Here is a 19,445-nt window from a genome sequence, read left to right as displayed (position 1 = left end):
AATACTTTTTTAACAATCTGCCATATTTACAGCGATTGCTAAACCACCTTCAGATGTTTCTTTGTATTTATTGTTCATGTCTTTAGCCGTTTGCCACATGGTGTCGACCACTTTATCTAGAGGAACTTTTGCGTTTTTCGGATCTGTTTCTAATGCTAATTCGGCAGCATTAATCGCTTTTAGGGCTCCCATTGTATTTCTTTCGATACAAGGAATTTGTACTAATCCGCCAATAGGATCGCACGTTAAACCGAGGTGGTGTTCCATGGCAATTTCGGCAGCCATTAAAACTTGTTCTGGTGTTCCTCCCATTAATTCACATAAAGCCGCCGCCGCCATAGAGGATGAAACGCCTATCTCAGCTTGACAACCGCCCATAGCTGCTGAAATAGTAGATCCTTTTTTGAAAATACTTCCTATTTCACTGGCTACCATTAGGAATTGTTTGATTTCTTTTTCGCCTGCATTATGGTTTTCAATAACTAAATAATACATTAAAACAGATGGAATTACGCCTGCACTTCCATTAGTTGGAGCGGTAACCACCCGTCCTAAAGCAGCATTGACTTCATTTACAGCAAGTGCAAAACAGCTTACCCATTTTAAGATTTGGCGAAATTTCACTTCGGTTTTTCTAATTTCTTCTAACCAAGTTTGCGGAGAGTCATAGTTTGCTAAGCCAATGAGGTTTTGGTGCATATCAAATGCACGACGGCGGACATGTAATCCTCCGGGTAAAATTCCTTCAGAATGACAACCAATATATATAGACTCCAGCATAGTTTTCCAAATGCGCATTAACTCATGATTGATTTTTTCTTCGGTGCGCATCGATTTTTCATTCTCATAAACAATTTCCGAAATCTTTTTATTCTCTTTTCTGCAGTAGTCTAAAAGTTCAGTTGCTTTATCGATTGGGAAGGGAAAAGCACATTTTATAGCATTTTTTTTCTTGGCATTGATGCGTTCTTCTTTTACAACAAATCCGCCCCCAATGGAGTAGAAGGTTGAAATATATTCGTTATCATGATTTATATAAGCTGTAAAAGTCAAACCATTGGAATGAAAAGGAAGAAAATTTTTATTGAAAACAATATCTTGTAAAAAATGGAAAGGAATCTGGTTTTCATTGCCAAGTTTGATCTCATTTTTATCCTTGATTGATTTTATAATTTTATCAATATCCGAGATAGGAATATATTCAGGATCTTTTCCACTTAAGCCCAACATAATGGCTAAATCAGTTGCGTGCCCTTTTCCCGTTAACGAAAGTGAACCATATAAGTCTATTTTTACTTTAGTTATTTTATGGATTAAATTTTCGTCTCTCAATTCACTTAGAAAACGTTCTGCTGCGCGCCAAGGTCCAAGTGTGTGAGAACTAGAGGGTCCAACACCGATTTTAAGCATATCAAAGACAGAGATACATTCTTCCATAATTTATCAGTAGGTTTACTTAAAACAAAGATAATAGAATGTAGCAATGATAAGGTTTAAAAATGGAGATTTATTAAATATTTGGCAATTTATTACGTCATATTCTAATCATTCAACAACGTAAATAAATAAGAGGTTTAGATAAGAGGTCAATGGGAGCTTCTGAAATTTGGGTTAGTGGGGCGACTTTGAACTAATGAGCTATTGAAATCACTTAAATTTAATTCAAAAACAGAATTAGAATAGATTTTAGCTTTATTTTTACATTACCTATGAAAATACTACTAATAGAAGACGAGCCAGAATTACAAAAAAGCATTGAACAATATCTTGAAATGGAAGGGAATATTGTTGAAATTTCTCCTGATTTCTATCATGCACAACAGAAAATTGCGATATACGATTATGATTGTATTTTAGTAGATATTACTTTGCCAAACGGCTCTGGTTTAGATTTACTCAGAGAAATTAAACAAAAAAAATCTAAAGCGGGTATTATAATAATTTCTGCAAAAAATTCACTTGATGATAAAGTAAATGGTTTGGACCTTGGAGCGGATGATTATTTGCCAAAGCCATTTCATTTGTCGGAACTTAATTCACGAATTAAAGCTTTGATTAGAAGAAAAAGTTTTGATGGAAATTTAGAAATTAGTATCAATGAAATAAAAATTTTGCCTCACGAAAGACGTGTTTTAGTTCATAATCAAGATGTAATTTTAACGTCAAAAGAATATGATTTATTACTATATTTTATATCTAATAAAAATAGAGTAGTGAGTAAAAGTGCGCTTGCAGAGCATCTTTGGGGTGATAATTCGGATAGATTAGATAACTTCGATTTTATATACAATCACGTGAAAAATCTGCGTAAAAAATTATTAGAAAAAAAATGTGAAGATTATTTGCAAACTATTTACGGTATAGGTTACAATTTTAAAACGCAAGAATGAAATTATTAGCTAAAACAAGTTTGTATTATTTGATATTGAGTATTCCGATATTATTTCTATCAGGATTCATTTGTTTTCATATCATTACAAGAGAGGTGCGCGAAAGTAATAACGAACTATTGCTAAATCGAAAAGAACTAATAGAAAATTATTTAAAAGAGGATGATACTATTTTTTTGAAAATAATCACTAAAAGCAGTGAAGCTACAATTAAAAAAACGGATAAAATAAATGCTTTAAAAACACCTGCACTTATTTTTTCAGACACTTTAATTTTTGATAAAAAAGAAAATGAACTGGCAGAAAACAGATTACTTTCTTCTATTTTTAAAGTTGGAAATACTAATTATTCCATTAAAATATGGAGAAGTACATTAGAATATAACGAATTGTTCAGAGGTATTTTTACTTCCTTAGTTGTTTTATTGATTTTGCTTTTTGTGACCTACTTGATTATAAATTTTTGGATTTCAAAAACAGTATGGAAACCTTTTTATCAGACAGTATCCAATTTAAATAAATTTCGTGCCAGTGATAATGTAATTCCGCATTTTACTAATACTTCTGTAACAGAATTTGATGAATTGAATCTTTCTTTGGATATTATGATGCGGAAAATGATAGTTGATTTTAATAGTCAAAAGAAATTCACTGAAAATGCTTCGCACGAAATTCAAACGCCATTAGCGGTTATAAAATCGAAAATTGATTTACTTATTCAATCTGAAAATTTGAAAGAGAATGATGTAAAATTAATCATTGCGATTGACGATGCTTGCTCTAAAATAATTCGATTAAACAAATCATTTTTATTACTTACCAAAATTGAAAACAGACAATTTAATGTTACAGAAAAGGTCTCTTTTGAAAATATAGTTGATAACTCCTTAGTCTTTTTTGAAGAGCACATTCAAGCCAATAAAATTGAGGTAATAAAAAATATTGAAAGTGATTTTTGTGTTTTGATGAATGCTGACTTGTGTTTAGTATTGGTTAATAATTTATTGCAAAATGCAATTAGGCATAATATTAATAGTGGGAATATTGAGATTTTTATAACCAATAAGGAAATTATAATATCAAATTTGGGAGATGACAGCCCGATTGATAGTCAGTTATTTGAACGGTTCCATAAAAACTCTACTTCACAGGAATCATTAGGTCTTGGATTGTCAATCGTAAAAGAAATTGCGGATGTAAGCGGGTTGGGGTTCAACTATAAACATACTAATGGTAAACATTGTTTTATTTTGACAAAAGACTATACTATTGAATTTAAATAAAAAAGAGTCAATACAATGAAATCAAAACAGATGGTTAAATATTTTTTTCTTTCTCTCTTATTGTGTTCGTTAATTTCTTGTGATATATTGCGATCCTTGCGATATGGAGGGATTCCAAGTCAAAATGATTATAAACATTTTCCGCAAAGGGTAGTTAATAATGAAGGTCCCGTTTATAATTTCTTTAAATCCAGTAAAGATTCTCATTTAGGAACAAAAATAGGAGTAATCAATAGGGATTTTAATTCTACAAATGTCAGCTTGGATAGTTTTACGACATTACATAAAACGGTATCATTTTTAATTATTCGCAATGATTCAATTGTTTACGAAAAATATAACAAAGGGTATACATCAAATTCGTTAGTTTCTTCCTTCTCGATGGCCAAACCATTTGTTTCAACATTAATAGGAATAGCAATTGATGAAGGAAAAATAAAAAGTGAGAATGATTTTATTGTTGATTATTTACCCGAATTTAAAAATAAAATAGGTTGGGAACAAATCACCATAAAGAATTTATTGCAACATACATCAGGGATTCGCTTTACAGATAGCGAATTAGATCCTGCATCTGATAATGCAGCGTTTTACTGGGGTGATAATTTAAGAGCGAGAATGCTCAATTTAACGCTTGAATGTCCACCCAATACTAAATTTAGATATAGCAGCGAGAACACATTACTTTTAGGATATATCATAGAGAAGGTGACTGGAGGTACGATTTCAAAATATTTAGAAGATAAAATTTGGAAGCCATTAGGAATGGAGGCACCTGCGGCATGGAGTTTAGACCGAAAAGATGCTAAAGCAATTGAAAAATCATTTTGTTGTTTAGAAGCAAGAGCCATTGACTTTGCGAAGTTAGGCAGACTTTATCTAAACGGTGGGAATTGGAATGGGAAGCAAATTCTATCCAAAAAATGGGTAGAATTATCAACTCATTCAGATCCATCTGGAAATAACAAACACTTTTATAATAATAATTGGGGAATAGGACCTTTGAAATATGGGAGTTATTTTGCTGTTGGTTTGTTTGGACAATATCTCTATATGTATCCAGAAAAGAATATTATTATAGTACGTTTTGGGGATAGGGAGACCTCGTATCATCCAAATTATTGGCAGGAAGTATTTTTGCAAATAATTGACCAGATGTAATAAATAGTTGAATTTTAAAAACTGAATTGCTATTCTCTTAGCATAGAATTAAAATAGAATTTCATTTGATATTTGTACTGTAATATTTTTGCAATTAACTTTTAAATCTAAAAAAATGAAAAAATTAGTAATGATTATGTCAATTGTATTCGTTTGCAGTTGTGCGTTTGCCGGAACTCCGCCGGATGCAGTAAAAAAAGCCTTCGTTAAAAAATTTCCTACTGCAACAAAAGTGAGTTGGGGAGTTGAAGGTCCAAAAGAATGGGAAGCAGAATTCACATTGGAAGGAGACAAGATTTCTGCTAATTTCTCAGAAGATGGAACTTGGCTGGAAACAGAAAGAGAAATTAAAGTTGTTAATTTACCAAAAGCAGTTTTAGCAGCTGTAAAATCGAAATACAGTGATTGGAAAATTGCAGAAGCGGACAAAACAGAAAGTTCAAAACATGGAACTATCTATGAAGTAGATTTAAAAAAAGGGATGAAGAGTAAAAGCCTTGCTTTTAAAGAAAATGGTATGTCGGTTAAAGAATAGTTTTGGTTAATACATTAATATCTTAAAGAGTTGGTTTTATATCCAACTCTTTTTAATGATGCAAAGAGTGGTGTCTGCATAAAATACAAATAGATCGCACCTGTTATTTGTCGTAAAAAAAAAGGTCGAAATTAATTTTTAAAATTTTTTAAAATGAAAAAAATACTACTATCGATTGTAATTATTACTGCCATTTCTAATAGTTACAGTCAAACCTATAAATTTTCCAAAAAGATCAGCACTTCTGGAAATGATGGATGGGATTATCTTGCCGTTGATGATGTGGCGCAACATTTATTTGTTTCACACGGAAACATGGTCAATGTGATTGATTTAAAATCAGATAAAACAATAGCTACTATTCCAAATACAAAAGGAGTTCATGGAATTGCGGTTGCAAATGATCTAAATAAAGCATTTATCAGTAATGGAAAAGACAATTCTATTACAGTTGTCAATTTGAAAACATTTGAATTACTTGAAAAAGTGAAAATTGCAGGAGTTAAACCAGATGCCATTTTATACGATCAATTTTCTAGAAAAGTGTTTGTTTACAATGCTGAAAGTAATGATGCTACGGTTATTGATGCCAATACAAATAAAGTGGTGAAAACAATTCCATTGGGTGGAAAACCAGAGTTTTCAGTAACCAATACTAAAGGGTTAATTTATGTGAATATTGAAGATAAAAACGAAATAAAAACGATAAACGCTTCAACATTAAAAGTTACAAATACCTGGAATATTGCTCCTGGCGAGGAACCATCAGGATTGGCAATAGATTTAGTTACGAACCGATTGTTTTCTGTTTGCGGTAATAATTTGATGATTGTTGTTAATGCTACAAATGGAAAAATAATAAAGGCTTTGCCAATTGGTTATGGTTGTGACGGCGTTGCTTTTGATGCCAAAAAGAATCTTATTTTTACTTCCAATGGTGAAGGAACGATTACCGTTATAAAAGAGAGTAACGCAAATACTTTTTCAGTTATTGAAACTGTAAAGACGCAAAAAGGGGCCAGAACCATTGCAGTGAACAGAACTACAAATCAACTGTATTTGCCTACGGCGGATTTTGGTGTAAAACCAGAGCCAACAGCAGATAACCCAAAACCACGAGCAGGAATAGTACTTAATTCGTTCGTTATTCTAGTTGTTGAGCCAATTTCTAAATAGTTTCATTCTTTTTATCTAAATTTATCCAATGAAATGGAAGCTTTTACTATTAATTTTTATTTGTTTCAAATCTTTTTCGCAAGAAAAAGATTTGAGTTACTTCATTACCAAAGCACAAAATAACTCTCCTTTACTTAAGGATTACAGCAATCAAATAAAATCCGCGACACTGGATAGTTTATTGAATCGAGCAGTTTATAAACCACAAGTTACCGGAAATCTTAATGTTAATTATGCACCTCTAATTGGTGGTTTTGGTTATGATACCGCGCTAAGTAACGGGCAATCTGTTGCGGGTTTGGTAGGTGTTAACCAAAAAATAATTGGAAAAAATAGAATCAATTCGCAATCTGACTCGTTTCAACTTATTAAAGAAAGGTTGGTTTTGAATCAAAAAATTGCTTCAAAAGATTTAAACAAAACCATTATTACTCAATATATTTTGGCTTCGGCTAGTTCAGAACAAATTACCTTCAACCAGAAAATCTCAAATCTTTTAAAAAAAGAAACAAGCATTCTAAAAAAATTAACCCAAAATGCCATTTATAAACAAACGGATTATTTAATTTTTAGTGCAACGGTAAAGCAACAAGATTTAGTATTATTACAATTAAAACAGCAATATCAAAATAATATGGCCTTGTTAAACTATCTTTCTGGAGAAACTGATACGACTTTTGTCCATTTAAAAAAGCCTGAAATTACTTTGAAAAATAGTAGATCTTCTGAGAAAATAGTTTTTTTGAAACAATTTGAAGTAGACAGTTTAAAACTTCAGAATCAAAATAAATTCATTGATTACAGTTATAAACCGTCCTTGTCTTTATTAGGTGATGCAGGTTATAATTCCAGTTTTGCTTATCAGGCATATAAAAATTTTGGATTTAGTGTGGGTTTAGGACTGTCAATTCCTATTTATGATGGCAACCAACGTACTTTGCAGCATCAAAAAAATGATGCGGCATTAGCTACTAATTTAGCTTATAAAAGCAATTTCAATAAACAATACCAACAACAATTATTGATGTTGAATTTGAATTTGAAACAATCAGCAGCTGTAGAAAATCAGTTGCAATCGCAGCTTCTTATTGCTGACGCATTAATTGAAGCGAATAAAAAATTATTGTTTACCGGAGATGCACAAATCACAGAATATATTATTGCTGTTGGCAATTTAATAGCCATCAAAAATGCCATTTCCCTAAATAATAGCAACAAACTCCAAATTATAAATGAAATTAATTATTGGAGCTTTAATGACTAATTCTATGAAGAAATCAATTCTATTTTTTATCCTTACAGCACTTTTTTTTATTTCCTGTAAAAATAGCAATGAAGCCGAAAAAGTAATTGACCCGAGTGTTCCTGTGACTTTAACTACTATTAATACCCGTTCAATTCAAAGTTATATTGACCTGAATGCTACAGCCGCTTATTTGGTCAAAAATATTATAAAAGCAAATGCTACGGGGTATTTAAATTCAGTTAATGTGGCTTCCAATGATTATGTTTCTAACGGGGCGGTATTATTTTCGATAAAAACCCGTGAGGCAAAAGTGTTAGGGAATACGATTAATAAAATTGATCCAAGCTTAAATTTTGGCGGAGCCATAAAAGTAAGAGCAAATACTAATGGCTTTGTAACTTCAGTAAATGTGCAACAAGGTGATTATGTTCAGGATGGTGATCCATTAGTTTCTATCAATGACTCCAATAGTTTTGCCATAGTACTGAGTTTGCCTTATGAGTTCAAAAAATATGTTTTAATCAATGAAGAACTAACGGTAATCTTACCGGATAGTACTTTGGTAAAAGCGAAAGTTCAAAAATACATGCCCACAGTTGACGCCACTTCGCAAACGCAAAGTGTGATTCTAAAAGTAATTGGCAAACATGATATTCCAGAGAATTTAATAGTAAAAGTCAGAATTAATAAAAGTTCAAATTTAAAAACTGTTTCGTTGCCAAAAGCAGCCGTTTTAAGTAATGAAACGGAAACGGATTTTTGGATTATGAAACTGATTAATAACAATACAGCAATAAAAATTCCAATAAAAAAAGGAGTAGAAACTCAAGATAAAGTAGAGATTCTGTCGCCGATTTTAACTCCTGAAGATAAAATTTTACTTTCAGGAAATTATGGTGTTGCAGATACAATTAAAGTAAAAGTGATAAAAGCGGATTGAAATGAATAACTTTTTTGTCAAACATAAAAACGGACTGAGTGCCATCATTTTTCTAATAATTCTGGGAGGTTTTTTCGCATATTCTAAAATGCAAACCAGTTTATTTCCCGAAATTACTTTTCCGAAAATAAAAATCATTGCTGATGCCGGACAACAACCCATCGATAAAATGATGATTACGGTGACAAAACCGTTGGAAAATGCCATAAAAAAAGTACAGGATTTAAAAACAATCAGGAGCACAACCAGTAGAGGAAGTTGTGAGATTTCGGCATTCATGGATTGGAAGTCCGATATCGATTTGAGTAAAACCAGGATAGAAGAGCAAATCAATCAGATAAAAAATAATCTTCCGCCTGATACACAAATTTCAGTCGAAAAAATGAATCCTTCAATTCTTCCGGTAATTGGATATGCTATAGAAGGAAAAGGACTCTCCGCTATTGAACTCAAAAAAATAGCCAATTATACCATAAAACCGTTCCTTTCTCAAATTGATGGTGTTTCTGAGATTAGGATTATTGGCGGAAAAGAAAAAGAATATTGGTTGTCACTTGATTTTACTAAAATGACAGCATTAGGAATTACACCGGATGCTATCACACAAGTATTAAGTCAAACTAATTTTATTAAATCCAATGGGTATTTGTCGGATTACCGGTATTTATATCTTACAATTACAGATGCTCAGGTTGATAAAAAGGAGGAACTGGAAAATCTGGTTATTCGTAATAACGGAAAAGGAATTGTAACCTTAAAAGATATTGCTTCGGTGGAAATTCGTGAAGCTAAAGAATACATAAAAGTTAATGCCAATGGTAAAGAAAGTATTCTTATAGCTGTTCTCAAGCAACCCAATTCAAATTTGATTACGCTATCAGAGGCGATGCATGATAAACTGGAATCATTAAAAAAAATCCTTCCTAAAAACATAATAATAACGCCATTTTATGAGCAGGCCATTTTTGTAAATGATGCTGTAAAAAGTGTAACGGATAGTTTGTTAATAGGACTTTTGTTGGCCATAATTGTTGCTGTTTTATTTTTGAAATCGGTGAAAGCCAGTGCCACTATTTTGATTGTTATTCCCGTTACTTTAGGACTCACACTAATTGTTTTGTACCTAACCGGACAAACATTCAATATTATGACTTTAGGAGCGATTGCAGCGGCTTTAGGATTAATTATTGACGATGCGATTGTAGTTGTAGAGCAAATTCATAGAACACATGAGGAACATCCTGATGAGCCTACTGTATCGCTTTTGCAAAAAGCGATACAGTATTTATTCCCGGCAATGGTGGGTTCATCCATAAGTACAATTGTGATTTTTATTCCTTTTGTTTTAATGAGCGGTGTTGCGGGTTCGTATTTTAAAGTATTAACGGATACCATGATAATCACTTTGGTCTGTTCCTTTTTTGTGACATGGTTGCTACTTCCTGTAGTTTATTTATTGCTTTCCAAAAAAGAAAATAGTTCTCAATCGAAAAACGAAACTGAAATACATGATGTGAAAAAGCAGACATGGGTCGCTTATTTTATTGGAAAACCGATCATTAGTATTTCATTTTGTATCGTTCTGGTACTTTCTATTTTTATTATACTCCCTAATTTAGAAACTGGTTTTTTACCGGAAATGGATGAGGGCAGCATCATTTTGGATTATGAAAGTCCACCAGGAACTTCACTTGAAGAAACTGACAGAATGCTGAAAGAAGTAGAGAAAATAATTATAAAAATTCCTGAAGTAGAAGCGTACAGTCGTCGCACAGGGACACAAATGGGATTTTTTATAACGGAACCCAATCGCGGCGATTATTTGATACAATTAAAAAAAGACCGAAGTAAAACCAGTAATGCTATTATTGATGAAATCAGACAAAAAGTAGAAGCGACCCAGCCGGCTTTACGTATTGATTTTGGTCAGGTGATAGGGGATATGTTGGGTGATTTAATGAGCTCCGTTTCGCCAATTGAAGTAAAAATATTTGGTGATAATCAAGCAGAATTGCAAAAAATAGCCAAAAAAGTAAATGCATTAGTCGAAAAAGTAAAAGGTACTGCTGATGTATTTGATGGCATTATTTTGGCTGGACCATCCATAAATATTGTGCCTAATTATAGTCAGTTAGCGCAATATGGAATCACTCCAGCCGACTTGCAATTTCAGTTGCAAACTGCGCTTGAAGGGAATGTTATTGGGAATTTATTAGAGAATGAACGCATAATTCCCATTCGGTTAATCTATAAAAATTCAGAAAAAAGAAGTTTAGAAGACATCAAAAAATTGCAACTCTTTTTACCAAATGGACAATCCATTCCTATCTCCAGTTTGGTTACTATTGAAGCTCAAAAAGGAGTAGCTGAAATAGAACGTGAAAATCTCCAAATGATAAGCGTTGTAACGGGAAGGCTTGATAATAGAGATTTAGGAAGTGTGATGAAGGATATTCAAACACAAGTTAAAAGCAATATTCATTTACCACGTGGTTATTATATAGAATATGCAGGAGCTTATAAAGAGCAACAGCAATCGTTCAAGGAGTTGTTGATGATATTAATCGCTTCTTCCTTATTGGTTTTTGGTGTGATCTTATTTTTATTTAGAGATTTTAGAGTAGCATTGGTAATTTTAATAATTTCTGTTTTGGGAATTGCAGGAAGTTATATCTTGCTTTTTCTAACAGGAACGCCATTAAACGTGGGGAGTTACACAGGAATTATTATGATAGTAGGAATAATAAGTGAGAATGCTATTTTTACTTTTTTACAATTTAGAGAAACTTTTAAATTGACACGGAATGTAAATGAATCTATAATTTATTCAATTTCCACTCGTTTGCGCCCTAAATTAATGACCGCGCTTGGAGCAATCATAGCCTTGTTTCCACTAGCAATAGGAATTGGAACGGGTTCAGAATTGCATCAGCCACTAGCTATTGCTGTGATTGGAGGATTTATTATTGCGATGCCTTTACTTTTGATTGTATTGCCTACTTTATTGTGTTTAGTTTTCAAGAATGAAAAACATTTTACTCACTTTAATTAATTTTATTTCTATTTAAATTGCTTATTTTTAAATAAATACAAATTACAGTAAATAATTATATTGCTTTTATAGGAGTGTAAGGTAAATTAAATATTTTTTATTTGGTTGTACTTCTGGATGTTCCATATAAATTTGTAAAAACTGTTGGAATTTTCAACTAAAAAGGAATAAAATTTTTTTTATTGCCTTAATTCTACCTCCTAAAAAGGATATCCAATAGCCAAATTGAAAACTAAATTTTCTTTTCTCCACGTGCCACTTCCAAAATTGATTTGATCCAAAACCCAGCGTTGTCCATCCGGTAAATAAGGTTTCCTGATAGGGAAGGCGAGGTCTGTTCTAAGAATTAGAAAAGAGAAATCAAAACGCAACCCGGCACCAGCCCCAACGGCTAATTCATTCATGAAATTTTTAGAAAATTTAGCTCCTGGTTTTTCAGGGTTATCTTGTAACAGCCAAATATTTCCCGCGTCTAGGAATAAGGCACCTTTTACCAAACCATAAATTTTGGCTCGATATTCCGTATTAAACTCCAGTTTTAAATCTCCGGACTGATCTGCTAAAAAACTACTGGCCGCAGCATTGCCATCATACGTTCCAGGACCAATGGATCGCGCGCGAAATGCTCTTAGACTATTGGTTCCACCAATAAAAAACTGCTTAATAAATGGTAACTCATTCGAATTTCCGTAAGCAAATCCTGCGCCTACAATAATTCTGCTGGCTAGCTGGGAGTCAGGACCTAATTTTAAATAATGTCTAAAATCATTTTCTATTTTTATAAATTGGCTAAAAGGAACATCAAACAGTTTGATGGTGTCTCCTTTTTTTAGATTTGCTCCTGTAGCTAATCCGGCTATATTTCCGGCTAAGTCGATGGTTCCTTTATAATAAAACGTGTTTTTCGTTCTTTTCTGTAGCGTATTGGTGTACGTAAAGGAATACGTTGGGCCAAAAATTAATTGTTTCTCAATTACTTTACCCAGTGATGGATTGGCTACAATTTGTTCTCGATACAAAGGAGTTACGTTTTGAGGACTTGCATAAGTGATTTCGGTAACATTTAGTAAATGTTCTTTTTTTTCACTTGCTTTCCATAAATAACCAAAGGATCCTTTGAATGTTTGTAAAGAATACAATTTGGTTCTGTTTTGAAATTCATATCCTAAGGTAGCTTTTGTTTTTGGTACAAAACCACTAGATGATCTGAGCTTAAATGGGGAAACAAATCTTGGCCAAACTAAATTAGCTTCGGTTCCAACCCGATAGACATTAAATCCATTGTTTTGTCCGGAAACCTGTACTTCGACACCGCCAAAAGCAGATATAGTCAGTAATTCAGCTCCTCTAAAAGCGTTTCGATTGCTCCAGTTTAAATTGAGTTCCGTTCCGGTATAATTAGCAGAATTGGTTTTTGCCAATACTTCCAAACGAAGTGATTTTTTAGGTAGAGGCGTAAGATAATAATAGGCGTCTAAATAATTTCCTAAGGTATCTGAAGGTTTAAACTGATTTTTAACGAATTTGAAAGTACCCAAATTCACCAGTCGATTCAAAGATAAATTATGATTGGTGCGATTGTATAAATCTTCTTTTTTGAAATACAAAGCACGGTCAAAAATTCGTGGTTTAAATAAATTCTCCTGATCTATAATAGTAAAATCATGATATTTTTTGATAGAATTATAATTAGGTTTCAAACTATCAGAACCAATAGAATAGTTAGGATAAACAATAATTTTATTGATTTTGAATGGTGTCTCCGCTAGTTTTGGAGTTTCGTCTTTTACTTTTACAATAAGATCTAGCTGATGGTCTGCAACGGTGCTGTCGACCTGTACTATAAGATAATCGGGGTTGAAGTAGAAAAAACCTTTTTCCTTTAGTCTGGTATCAATACGAACTCTCTCTTCTTTAATAACATCAAGGCTATATCCATTGTCTTTTTTTAATAGACTTCTGCGGTTGGTATTGCGAACAGCACTAGAGATTATGGAGGAATCTGTAGGGAATTTTACTTCTCTAATTTTATATTGTTTACCGGGTTTTACAATATATTCCGCTGTGGCTTTTTTACCATGGCGAGTTGAATCTGCTTCTGTTTTAGTGTTGAAATAACCACTATTTTCAGAGAAATTCTGTAAAACACTTTTACTATATTCTAAATCAACCTTACTGTATAAAACCGGTGGTTCACCCACTTTGGTTTTCAGCCAGTAACGCCATCCTTTTTCTTTTTTTGGCGTTCCCGCTAAATTATAAATGAATAATTTGGGTCTTAACCCAAGAAAAGAGGAATTGGGTTTTGGTCTGAGGATCTCTTTTAGTGCTGTTTTTAACGCTTTTTTTTCTTTTTTAGTTGTCTCATTTCCTTCTACTTTTAATGTTGCGCCAGTGTAAAGCAGTTCTCCTTCGGGCAAAAATTTTGTATTGCTGCACGATGTGACAAACAATGCTAAAAAAAGAAAATATAGTAAATGGGTCTTATTCATCAGATTTCTTTTTTGATTCTTTTTTTGATTTTTTAGTTGCTTTTTGCTTTTTACTTTTACCAAATAACTCTTTGAATTTATTGTAATCCAAAGTAATGATAAAAGCAATTCCTGTTTCTACTACTTCACCTTGAAGGGCCACTTGATATTTATTTATTCGATAGACTCGAATTTTATACCTTCCGTCTTTTGAAAGTTGGTAGTCTAAAGAAACATCACCGGCTATATTGTTAGCATTCTGATTTACTTGTTGCGGTCCTTCAATTCCAAAACTACTTCCTACAGTAACTTTCAATCGATCGTTCAGTAATTTTTTGGAAATGCCTACATTCAAATCGGTTTTATTTGTTCGTTCTCCCGTTGTATAATCGTCAGATGTATTCAAATCAAAATTAAGTTCAACACCATTAATTAAATCGCCGGCAAGATTATTCAGTTGCTGTGATAAAATTTTACTGGCACTTTCTCTCGCTAATGAAGAAACGTTGGCTCTTCCTGCTTCACTCGCAAATGGATTTTCTCCAATGAAACGATTAAGTAGGAGTAAAGCAAAAACCTGTTTGTTCAATTCATCCGGCTGCTGACGTAATTGAGTCAGTTTGGCTTGTGTAGTATTGATAATCTCCGTTGAAACACTATTGTTACCCTCTGGCAAAACGATGTCAAACGAAATGGTAGGTTTCATCAATTCACCAGTCATTTTTAATTTAGTTTCGAAAGGAATTTTTTGCTTATAAGTATTTCTAACTTCGGCTGTAACAGTCCCTAATTGGTCATTTACCAAATCAATTGGTGCCGCTTCTGTTTTATAAATTGCTGTAATATTAATATCGGCCGTGGTAGGTTCTCCAGTCCATAAAATATAACTTCCAGGCTTAATGTCAAATTTTCTTTTGATAGCATTAAAATTCATTTCATAGCTTCCTTCAGTTAATTCATAACGGCCAGTCAAGGTAGTTTTTCCGGATGGATCAATTCCACCGTTCAATTGTGCTTCTCCTTTTAATTTAAGGAAATCCCCGTTTGCTTTGTCAATAATCAGCGATAATTCGGCCTCTTTGTCTATTTCAATATTTACTGAAGCATTGATTCCTTTTATCTCTGATTCACTAGTAAATTCTGCTAGAGCAATATCGCCCATTAATTGTGGATTGTCTTGATCAATAAATTCTACAATTCCTTCTCTATCGGCTATAGATGGATCAGATTGTGGTAAAACAATAGTGAATTTAGTGTCTTTATTAATTTTGATATTTCCTTCAACAACAGGATTGTCAAAATTGCCTGATATTTTTAAATGGTTGTCTAAATACAATTCGCCATAATACAAATCATTGTCTTTGGCTTTAGAATTAATAGCTTTGAAATTATCGGCATCCAAGGCTAAATCAAAACCAAAATTCCTGAAATTCGTACTGTTGATTTTTCCGTTAATGTTTAAATCATTGTCTTTTTCGTCTTTTAGAATGAAATTATCAAAAAGAATGGCATCGCTGGTAAATACGATTTTATCATTTGCTGACTTGAAGGTTGAGTTGAGTTTTGTGGCTTTGAAACCAATTCCATTGAATTGTAATTCTCCAATTACTTTGGGTTGAGTTGTATTGCCTGTAATTTTAAAATTGCCACTAAAAAAGCCTGTACTTTCTTTTATATTATCCAAAGTAAAGCCCTGAATACTTTTTAAATTCAGTTTTTCAATAGCCAGATTCAGATCAAAACTGCTGTCTGCTGTTTTATAATTCCCGTCTAAATTGACTTGGTTGCCTTGACCTGTAATCGAAATTACTGCGTCATATCTATTGGAAAATGCATTATTAACTTTGATACTAACGTTACCTACAGTATCTTTTTTGAAAGTGAAATCTTCAATATTTAAATCCGAAGTAAAAAAGGGTTTTGTAGTTACATTTTTAACCAATGCGTTTCCGTTGATTTTTCCGCTCATTTGCAAATCCTTTTTTTCAACCATACTGGTAATGGTTTTGATGTCAAAATCCTTGAAATCAATCGCGATTGGTGCATTAGTAGTATTGGATAGCGATTGTATTCGGATACTGCTCCCGTCTTTACTCAATTCGAAATTATCCGCGTAAATTCCTTTTTTGCCAAAACGAATTAAATTGTCTTGGGATATTTTCCAAGATTCATAGTTGAGCAATAGATTTTTTGGATCAAAACTGATTTGGTTATTTCCGTTTGTTGCCTGCAAATTTCCTGTAATCAAGTATCTTTCTTTGTCTTTTACATCTTTTAATTGTAGCGTATAATCCAGAATATTATTATGCACTTTCCCCGAAATATTGGTGTAAGGCAACTGAATTTGTTTGTTTTGAATATCGTCTACAATCAAACTGAAAACAAGCGCTTTATCTTGCGTGTCCACTTTCAGAGCAGCATTTGTGATGGTATTTTCTCCGTAATTTAATTTTGGAATTATACCGCTTAGAACAATACTATCGTTAACAGAATTGTATTTTCCATTGATGTTAATTGGTTCAAGACTTTTCAATTCAGGAATAAGTTTCAATAAAATGGGACTATCTTTTATCCCAATTTTAAAAGCAAATTGTTGTTTTTCAACAGCAATTTTTCTTGAATTTGGTTTGCGGTCATAATACTTTGCAATAGAATTAGATAAAGCGGTCGCTATTTTTGACAACTTGTATTTTCCATTTACCTCACCATCTAAAAATGGTGATTTCAATAGTAATGTATTCTTTTCAGAAGTAGATGTTGCCATTACGTTTATTGAATCAATTACAAATTGTTCTTTCGCATTGGCTATAGTTATGCTGTGTGCATTTAAGGTTCCATTAAGATAATCTAAATTCGCCGATTGAATATCAGCATCTACAACACCTCTTATTTTCATTGGACCAGCATGCAGATTCAGTTTTTCCAAATCAGCAATGTCAACATTCAGTTTTAATTTGCCAGTTGGGTATTTATCTCTAAAACTGCCGCTGCTGACTAAATCAAAAGTCAGATTAGGATCTTTTGCCACAGCAGTAGCATTGAAGTTTCCACTGCGAATACTTCCTTTTACGCTTAGATTTTGATATGTATATTTATTATAATAGGCTTTTTGAATCGTTCCGTTGAACGAAGCCGTAGCAGTTTTTAGATTGGAACCATTTCCTTTTATAGTAGCTTTTAAAGTGACTTTTCCAATAGAATCGTTTTTGATAAATTTACCTAATTCAAAATTAGTCAGTTCTACTTGGGCATCATACTTATCTCGATTTTTTATGCTGCGGTCATACGCACCTTTGATTTTTGCATTTCCAAAACTACTAACCAAATTCATATTGGTATTAAAATTAGCAATTGTCCCCTTGAAAGTTCCTACTGCACTTAATTTTGAAGGCAACTGAATCGAATTTGGAATTGTTCCTGGAGGTAAAATTCCATTAAAATCCTTCGAACCGGATTGCAAGTCTTTGATATTCAAATCAAAGTAGGCTTTGTTTACATCAGGTAAACCTATAATTCTGCCGCTTGCTGCCACTTTTGTGGTTCCAATGCCGCTGATTTCGATAGCTGGAAATACCATATTCTTTAATTTTCCGGAAACTTTACCATTAATAAGCAGTATCGCATTGGGATAGCTCATGAAAGGATTCGTCTTGGATACGGTAGGAGCAAAAAGAAGAATATCTTTAATTCCCAATTTACTTTTCTTCAAATTAGCCATAAGACCTAATTCTCCTGAATTTTTAGCCAATGATTCAATGGAAGGATACCCTATTAGAATTTCATCTCTCAATTCTGTTTGAGGCGTTTTTAAATATAATTTTTTAAGAGAAGCATTTCGTTTACCGTAGAAAAATTCAGCATTAAACGATTGAACATTTAATCCGCTTTTCTCTCTGAATGTTAACGAATTTGCATCTCCGGAAATTTTTTCGGGATTGTAATACAAGGCATCAACTTGTAAGTTTAATTTAGTAAAATCTAAATGGTTGTAATCGATGCCTTCCTTAGTTGCGACACTGTTATTATTGTCATAACGGAAGTTAATTCGGTTAAACGTTGTTTTGTTTACTTTTACTTCCCAGTTGTTAGTTTTGTTATTAGATTGATTTTTTGCATTTGTTAGATCTAGTTTTCCAAAAGCCAATCCGCCTTCAACACCGGTCAAATCAATGCTTTCTATTAATAGTAATTGATTGTTAAGGTCAATTTTATCAATTTTAGCTAACAGTTTTTTTAAATAAAAATTAGTGGATAACTTGGTTTCATCACTTTGATAATCGAAATCAATTTTAGATAAATCGATTTCACCTAACTTTAATTTTAAGATGGCCTCCGGCGCATTTTTTGCAGCAGCAACTTTGGTCTTATTGGATATTTGAACTACGCCTTGTTTTAATTTAAACTTCAATCCATTAATTTTAGCTTTCGGAATTTCAAAATTCATTTGATCCAAATCAAATGTTTTTACCGTTGTTTCAAAATGATTTAGATTGGCATTTATATCATTTTTTGTAACGGCATCATTATAATTAAATTTTATTCGGTCTAGCTTAATTTCCTCAACGGAAAATTGCATTGGGGGTGAATCATTCTTTTGTTTCTCTGGCGAAGCAAAAGCTTTGAAGATATATTCAAAATTAAAAACAGCTTTAGCATCTCTATTTAAATTGGTGGTAATGCCTTCCAGTTCCAAGGAGCTGATTTCTATTTTGTTATTGATCAATTGTAACAAGCTAATATCAGCAGCTAATCGCTCTCCGGCTAAAAGGGTATCTTTTTTTTGATCTTGAAAATAAACACCTTTGAGTATTATTTTTTCTGGAAATCCAATTTTTAAGGTGTCGATGGAAACTTTGGTTTTAATCTTCCCTTCCAGATATGATACTGCTTTTTCTTTGGCGAAATTTTGAACTGACGGCATTTGGATAGCAAGGAGTAACAATAAAAACAATACGATTATAGTTCCTATTATCCAGAGGAAAATTTTAATACTTTTTTGTAGGTATTTTTTCAAAAGGTCTTGATTTTAGGTCTAAAATTAGCCAATTTAGACTAGAAAAGCAATTTAAAGTCTAAATTGAATTAAACACAAAGATGAAAATTTAAATCAGAAATGGTTTATATAATTTGAATATTAACTTACAAAATTTTTGGATTAAAATATCCTTAAAATAATTTTATGACCTGGTTA

The 19,445-nt window shown here is 32.5% G+C and carries 11 protein-coding genes; 8 read left to right on the top strand and 3 right to left on the bottom strand.

The genetic code is table 11. From position 1 onward, the window contains the following. Positions 1 to 9: 9 nt before the first annotated feature. Entirely contained in the window at positions 10 to 1,437 is a 1,428-nt protein-coding gene (locus ACM55G_RS12970; protein ID WP_416844362.1) for an L-serine ammonia-lyase, read from the bottom strand. 272 nt (positions 1,438 to 1,709) lie between these two features. On the opposite strand from ACM55G_RS12970, the gene ACM55G_RS12965 reads away from it, so the two are divergent. The 8 genes from ACM55G_RS12965 to ACM55G_RS12930 all read left to right on the top strand — a co-directional run bounded on the left by ACM55G_RS12965 (position 1,710) and on the right by ACM55G_RS12930 (position 11,783). Then, entirely contained in the window at positions 1,710 to 2,390 is a 681-nt protein-coding gene (locus ACM55G_RS12965) for a response regulator transcription factor (RefSeq protein ID WP_416844361.1), read from the top strand. Next, a complete protein-coding gene (locus ACM55G_RS12960; RefSeq protein ID WP_416844360.1) occupies positions 2,387 to 3,673 on the top strand; it encodes a sensor histidine kinase in 1,287 nt (428 codons plus the stop codon). The genes ACM55G_RS12965 and ACM55G_RS12960 overlap by 4 nt, the downstream gene beginning before the upstream one ends. 15 nt (positions 3,674 to 3,688) lie before the next feature. Continuing rightward, complete coding sequence (locus ACM55G_RS12955; protein ID WP_416844359.1) at positions 3,689 to 4,834, top strand: serine hydrolase domain-containing protein; 1,146 nt, start codon at positions 3,689 to 3,691, stop codon at positions 4,832 to 4,834. A 115-nt stretch (positions 4,835 to 4,949) separates the two neighbouring features. Further along, positions 4,950 to 5,369 carry a PepSY-like domain-containing protein gene (locus ACM55G_RS12950; protein WP_416844358.1) on the top strand — a complete coding sequence of 140 codons (420 nt, stop codon included), beginning with the start codon at positions 4,950 to 4,952 and terminating at the stop codon, positions 5,367 to 5,369. 153 nt (positions 5,370 to 5,522) lie between these two features. Beyond that, complete coding sequence (locus ACM55G_RS12945; protein ID WP_416844357.1) at positions 5,523 to 6,545, top strand: YncE family protein; 1,023 nt, start codon at positions 5,523 to 5,525, stop codon at positions 6,543 to 6,545. 28 nt (positions 6,546 to 6,573) lie between these two features. Next, entirely contained in the window at positions 6,574 to 7,809 is a 1,236-nt protein-coding gene (locus ACM55G_RS12940) for a TolC family protein (RefSeq protein WP_416844356.1), read from the top strand. Beyond that, the gene (locus ACM55G_RS12935; protein ID WP_416844355.1) at positions 7,778 to 8,731 is read left to right on the top strand and encodes an efflux RND transporter periplasmic adaptor subunit; all 954 of its coding nucleotides are present in this window, start codon (positions 7,778 to 7,780) and stop codon (positions 8,729 to 8,731) included. Before ACM55G_RS12940 ends, ACM55G_RS12935 begins: the two co-directional genes overlap by 32 nt. Before the next feature lies 1 nt (position 8,732). After that, complete coding sequence (locus ACM55G_RS12930) at positions 8,733 to 11,783, top strand: efflux RND transporter permease subunit (protein WP_416844354.1); 3,051 nt, start codon at positions 8,733 to 8,735, stop codon at positions 11,781 to 11,783. A gap of 200 nt (positions 11,784 to 11,983) precedes the next feature. Here the strand turns inward: ACM55G_RS12930 and tamL are convergent, their stop codons facing one another. Together tamL and ACM55G_RS12920 are read right to left on the bottom strand one after the other, a co-directional pair. Then, positions 11,984 to 14,275, bottom strand: a complete 2,292-nt coding sequence (tamL, locus tag ACM55G_RS12925; protein WP_416844353.1) for a translocation and assembly module lipoprotein TamL — start codon at positions 14,273 to 14,275, stop codon at positions 11,984 to 11,986. Then, positions 14,268 to 19,268: a translocation/assembly module TamB domain-containing protein gene (locus ACM55G_RS12920; protein ID WP_416844352.1), complete on the bottom strand. Its 5,001-nt coding sequence runs from the start codon at positions 19,266 to 19,268 to the stop codon at positions 14,268 to 14,270. Before ACM55G_RS12920 ends, tamL begins: the two co-directional genes overlap by 8 nt. Positions 19,269 to 19,445: the final 177 nt, after the last annotated feature.

This window comes from Flavobacterium algoriphilum (assembly GCF_048158655.1).
Classification (GTDB): domain Bacteria; phylum Bacteroidota; class Bacteroidia; order Flavobacteriales; family Flavobacteriaceae; genus Flavobacterium; species Flavobacterium algoriphilum.
This window is presented reverse-complemented; position numbering and strand designations above follow the sequence as displayed.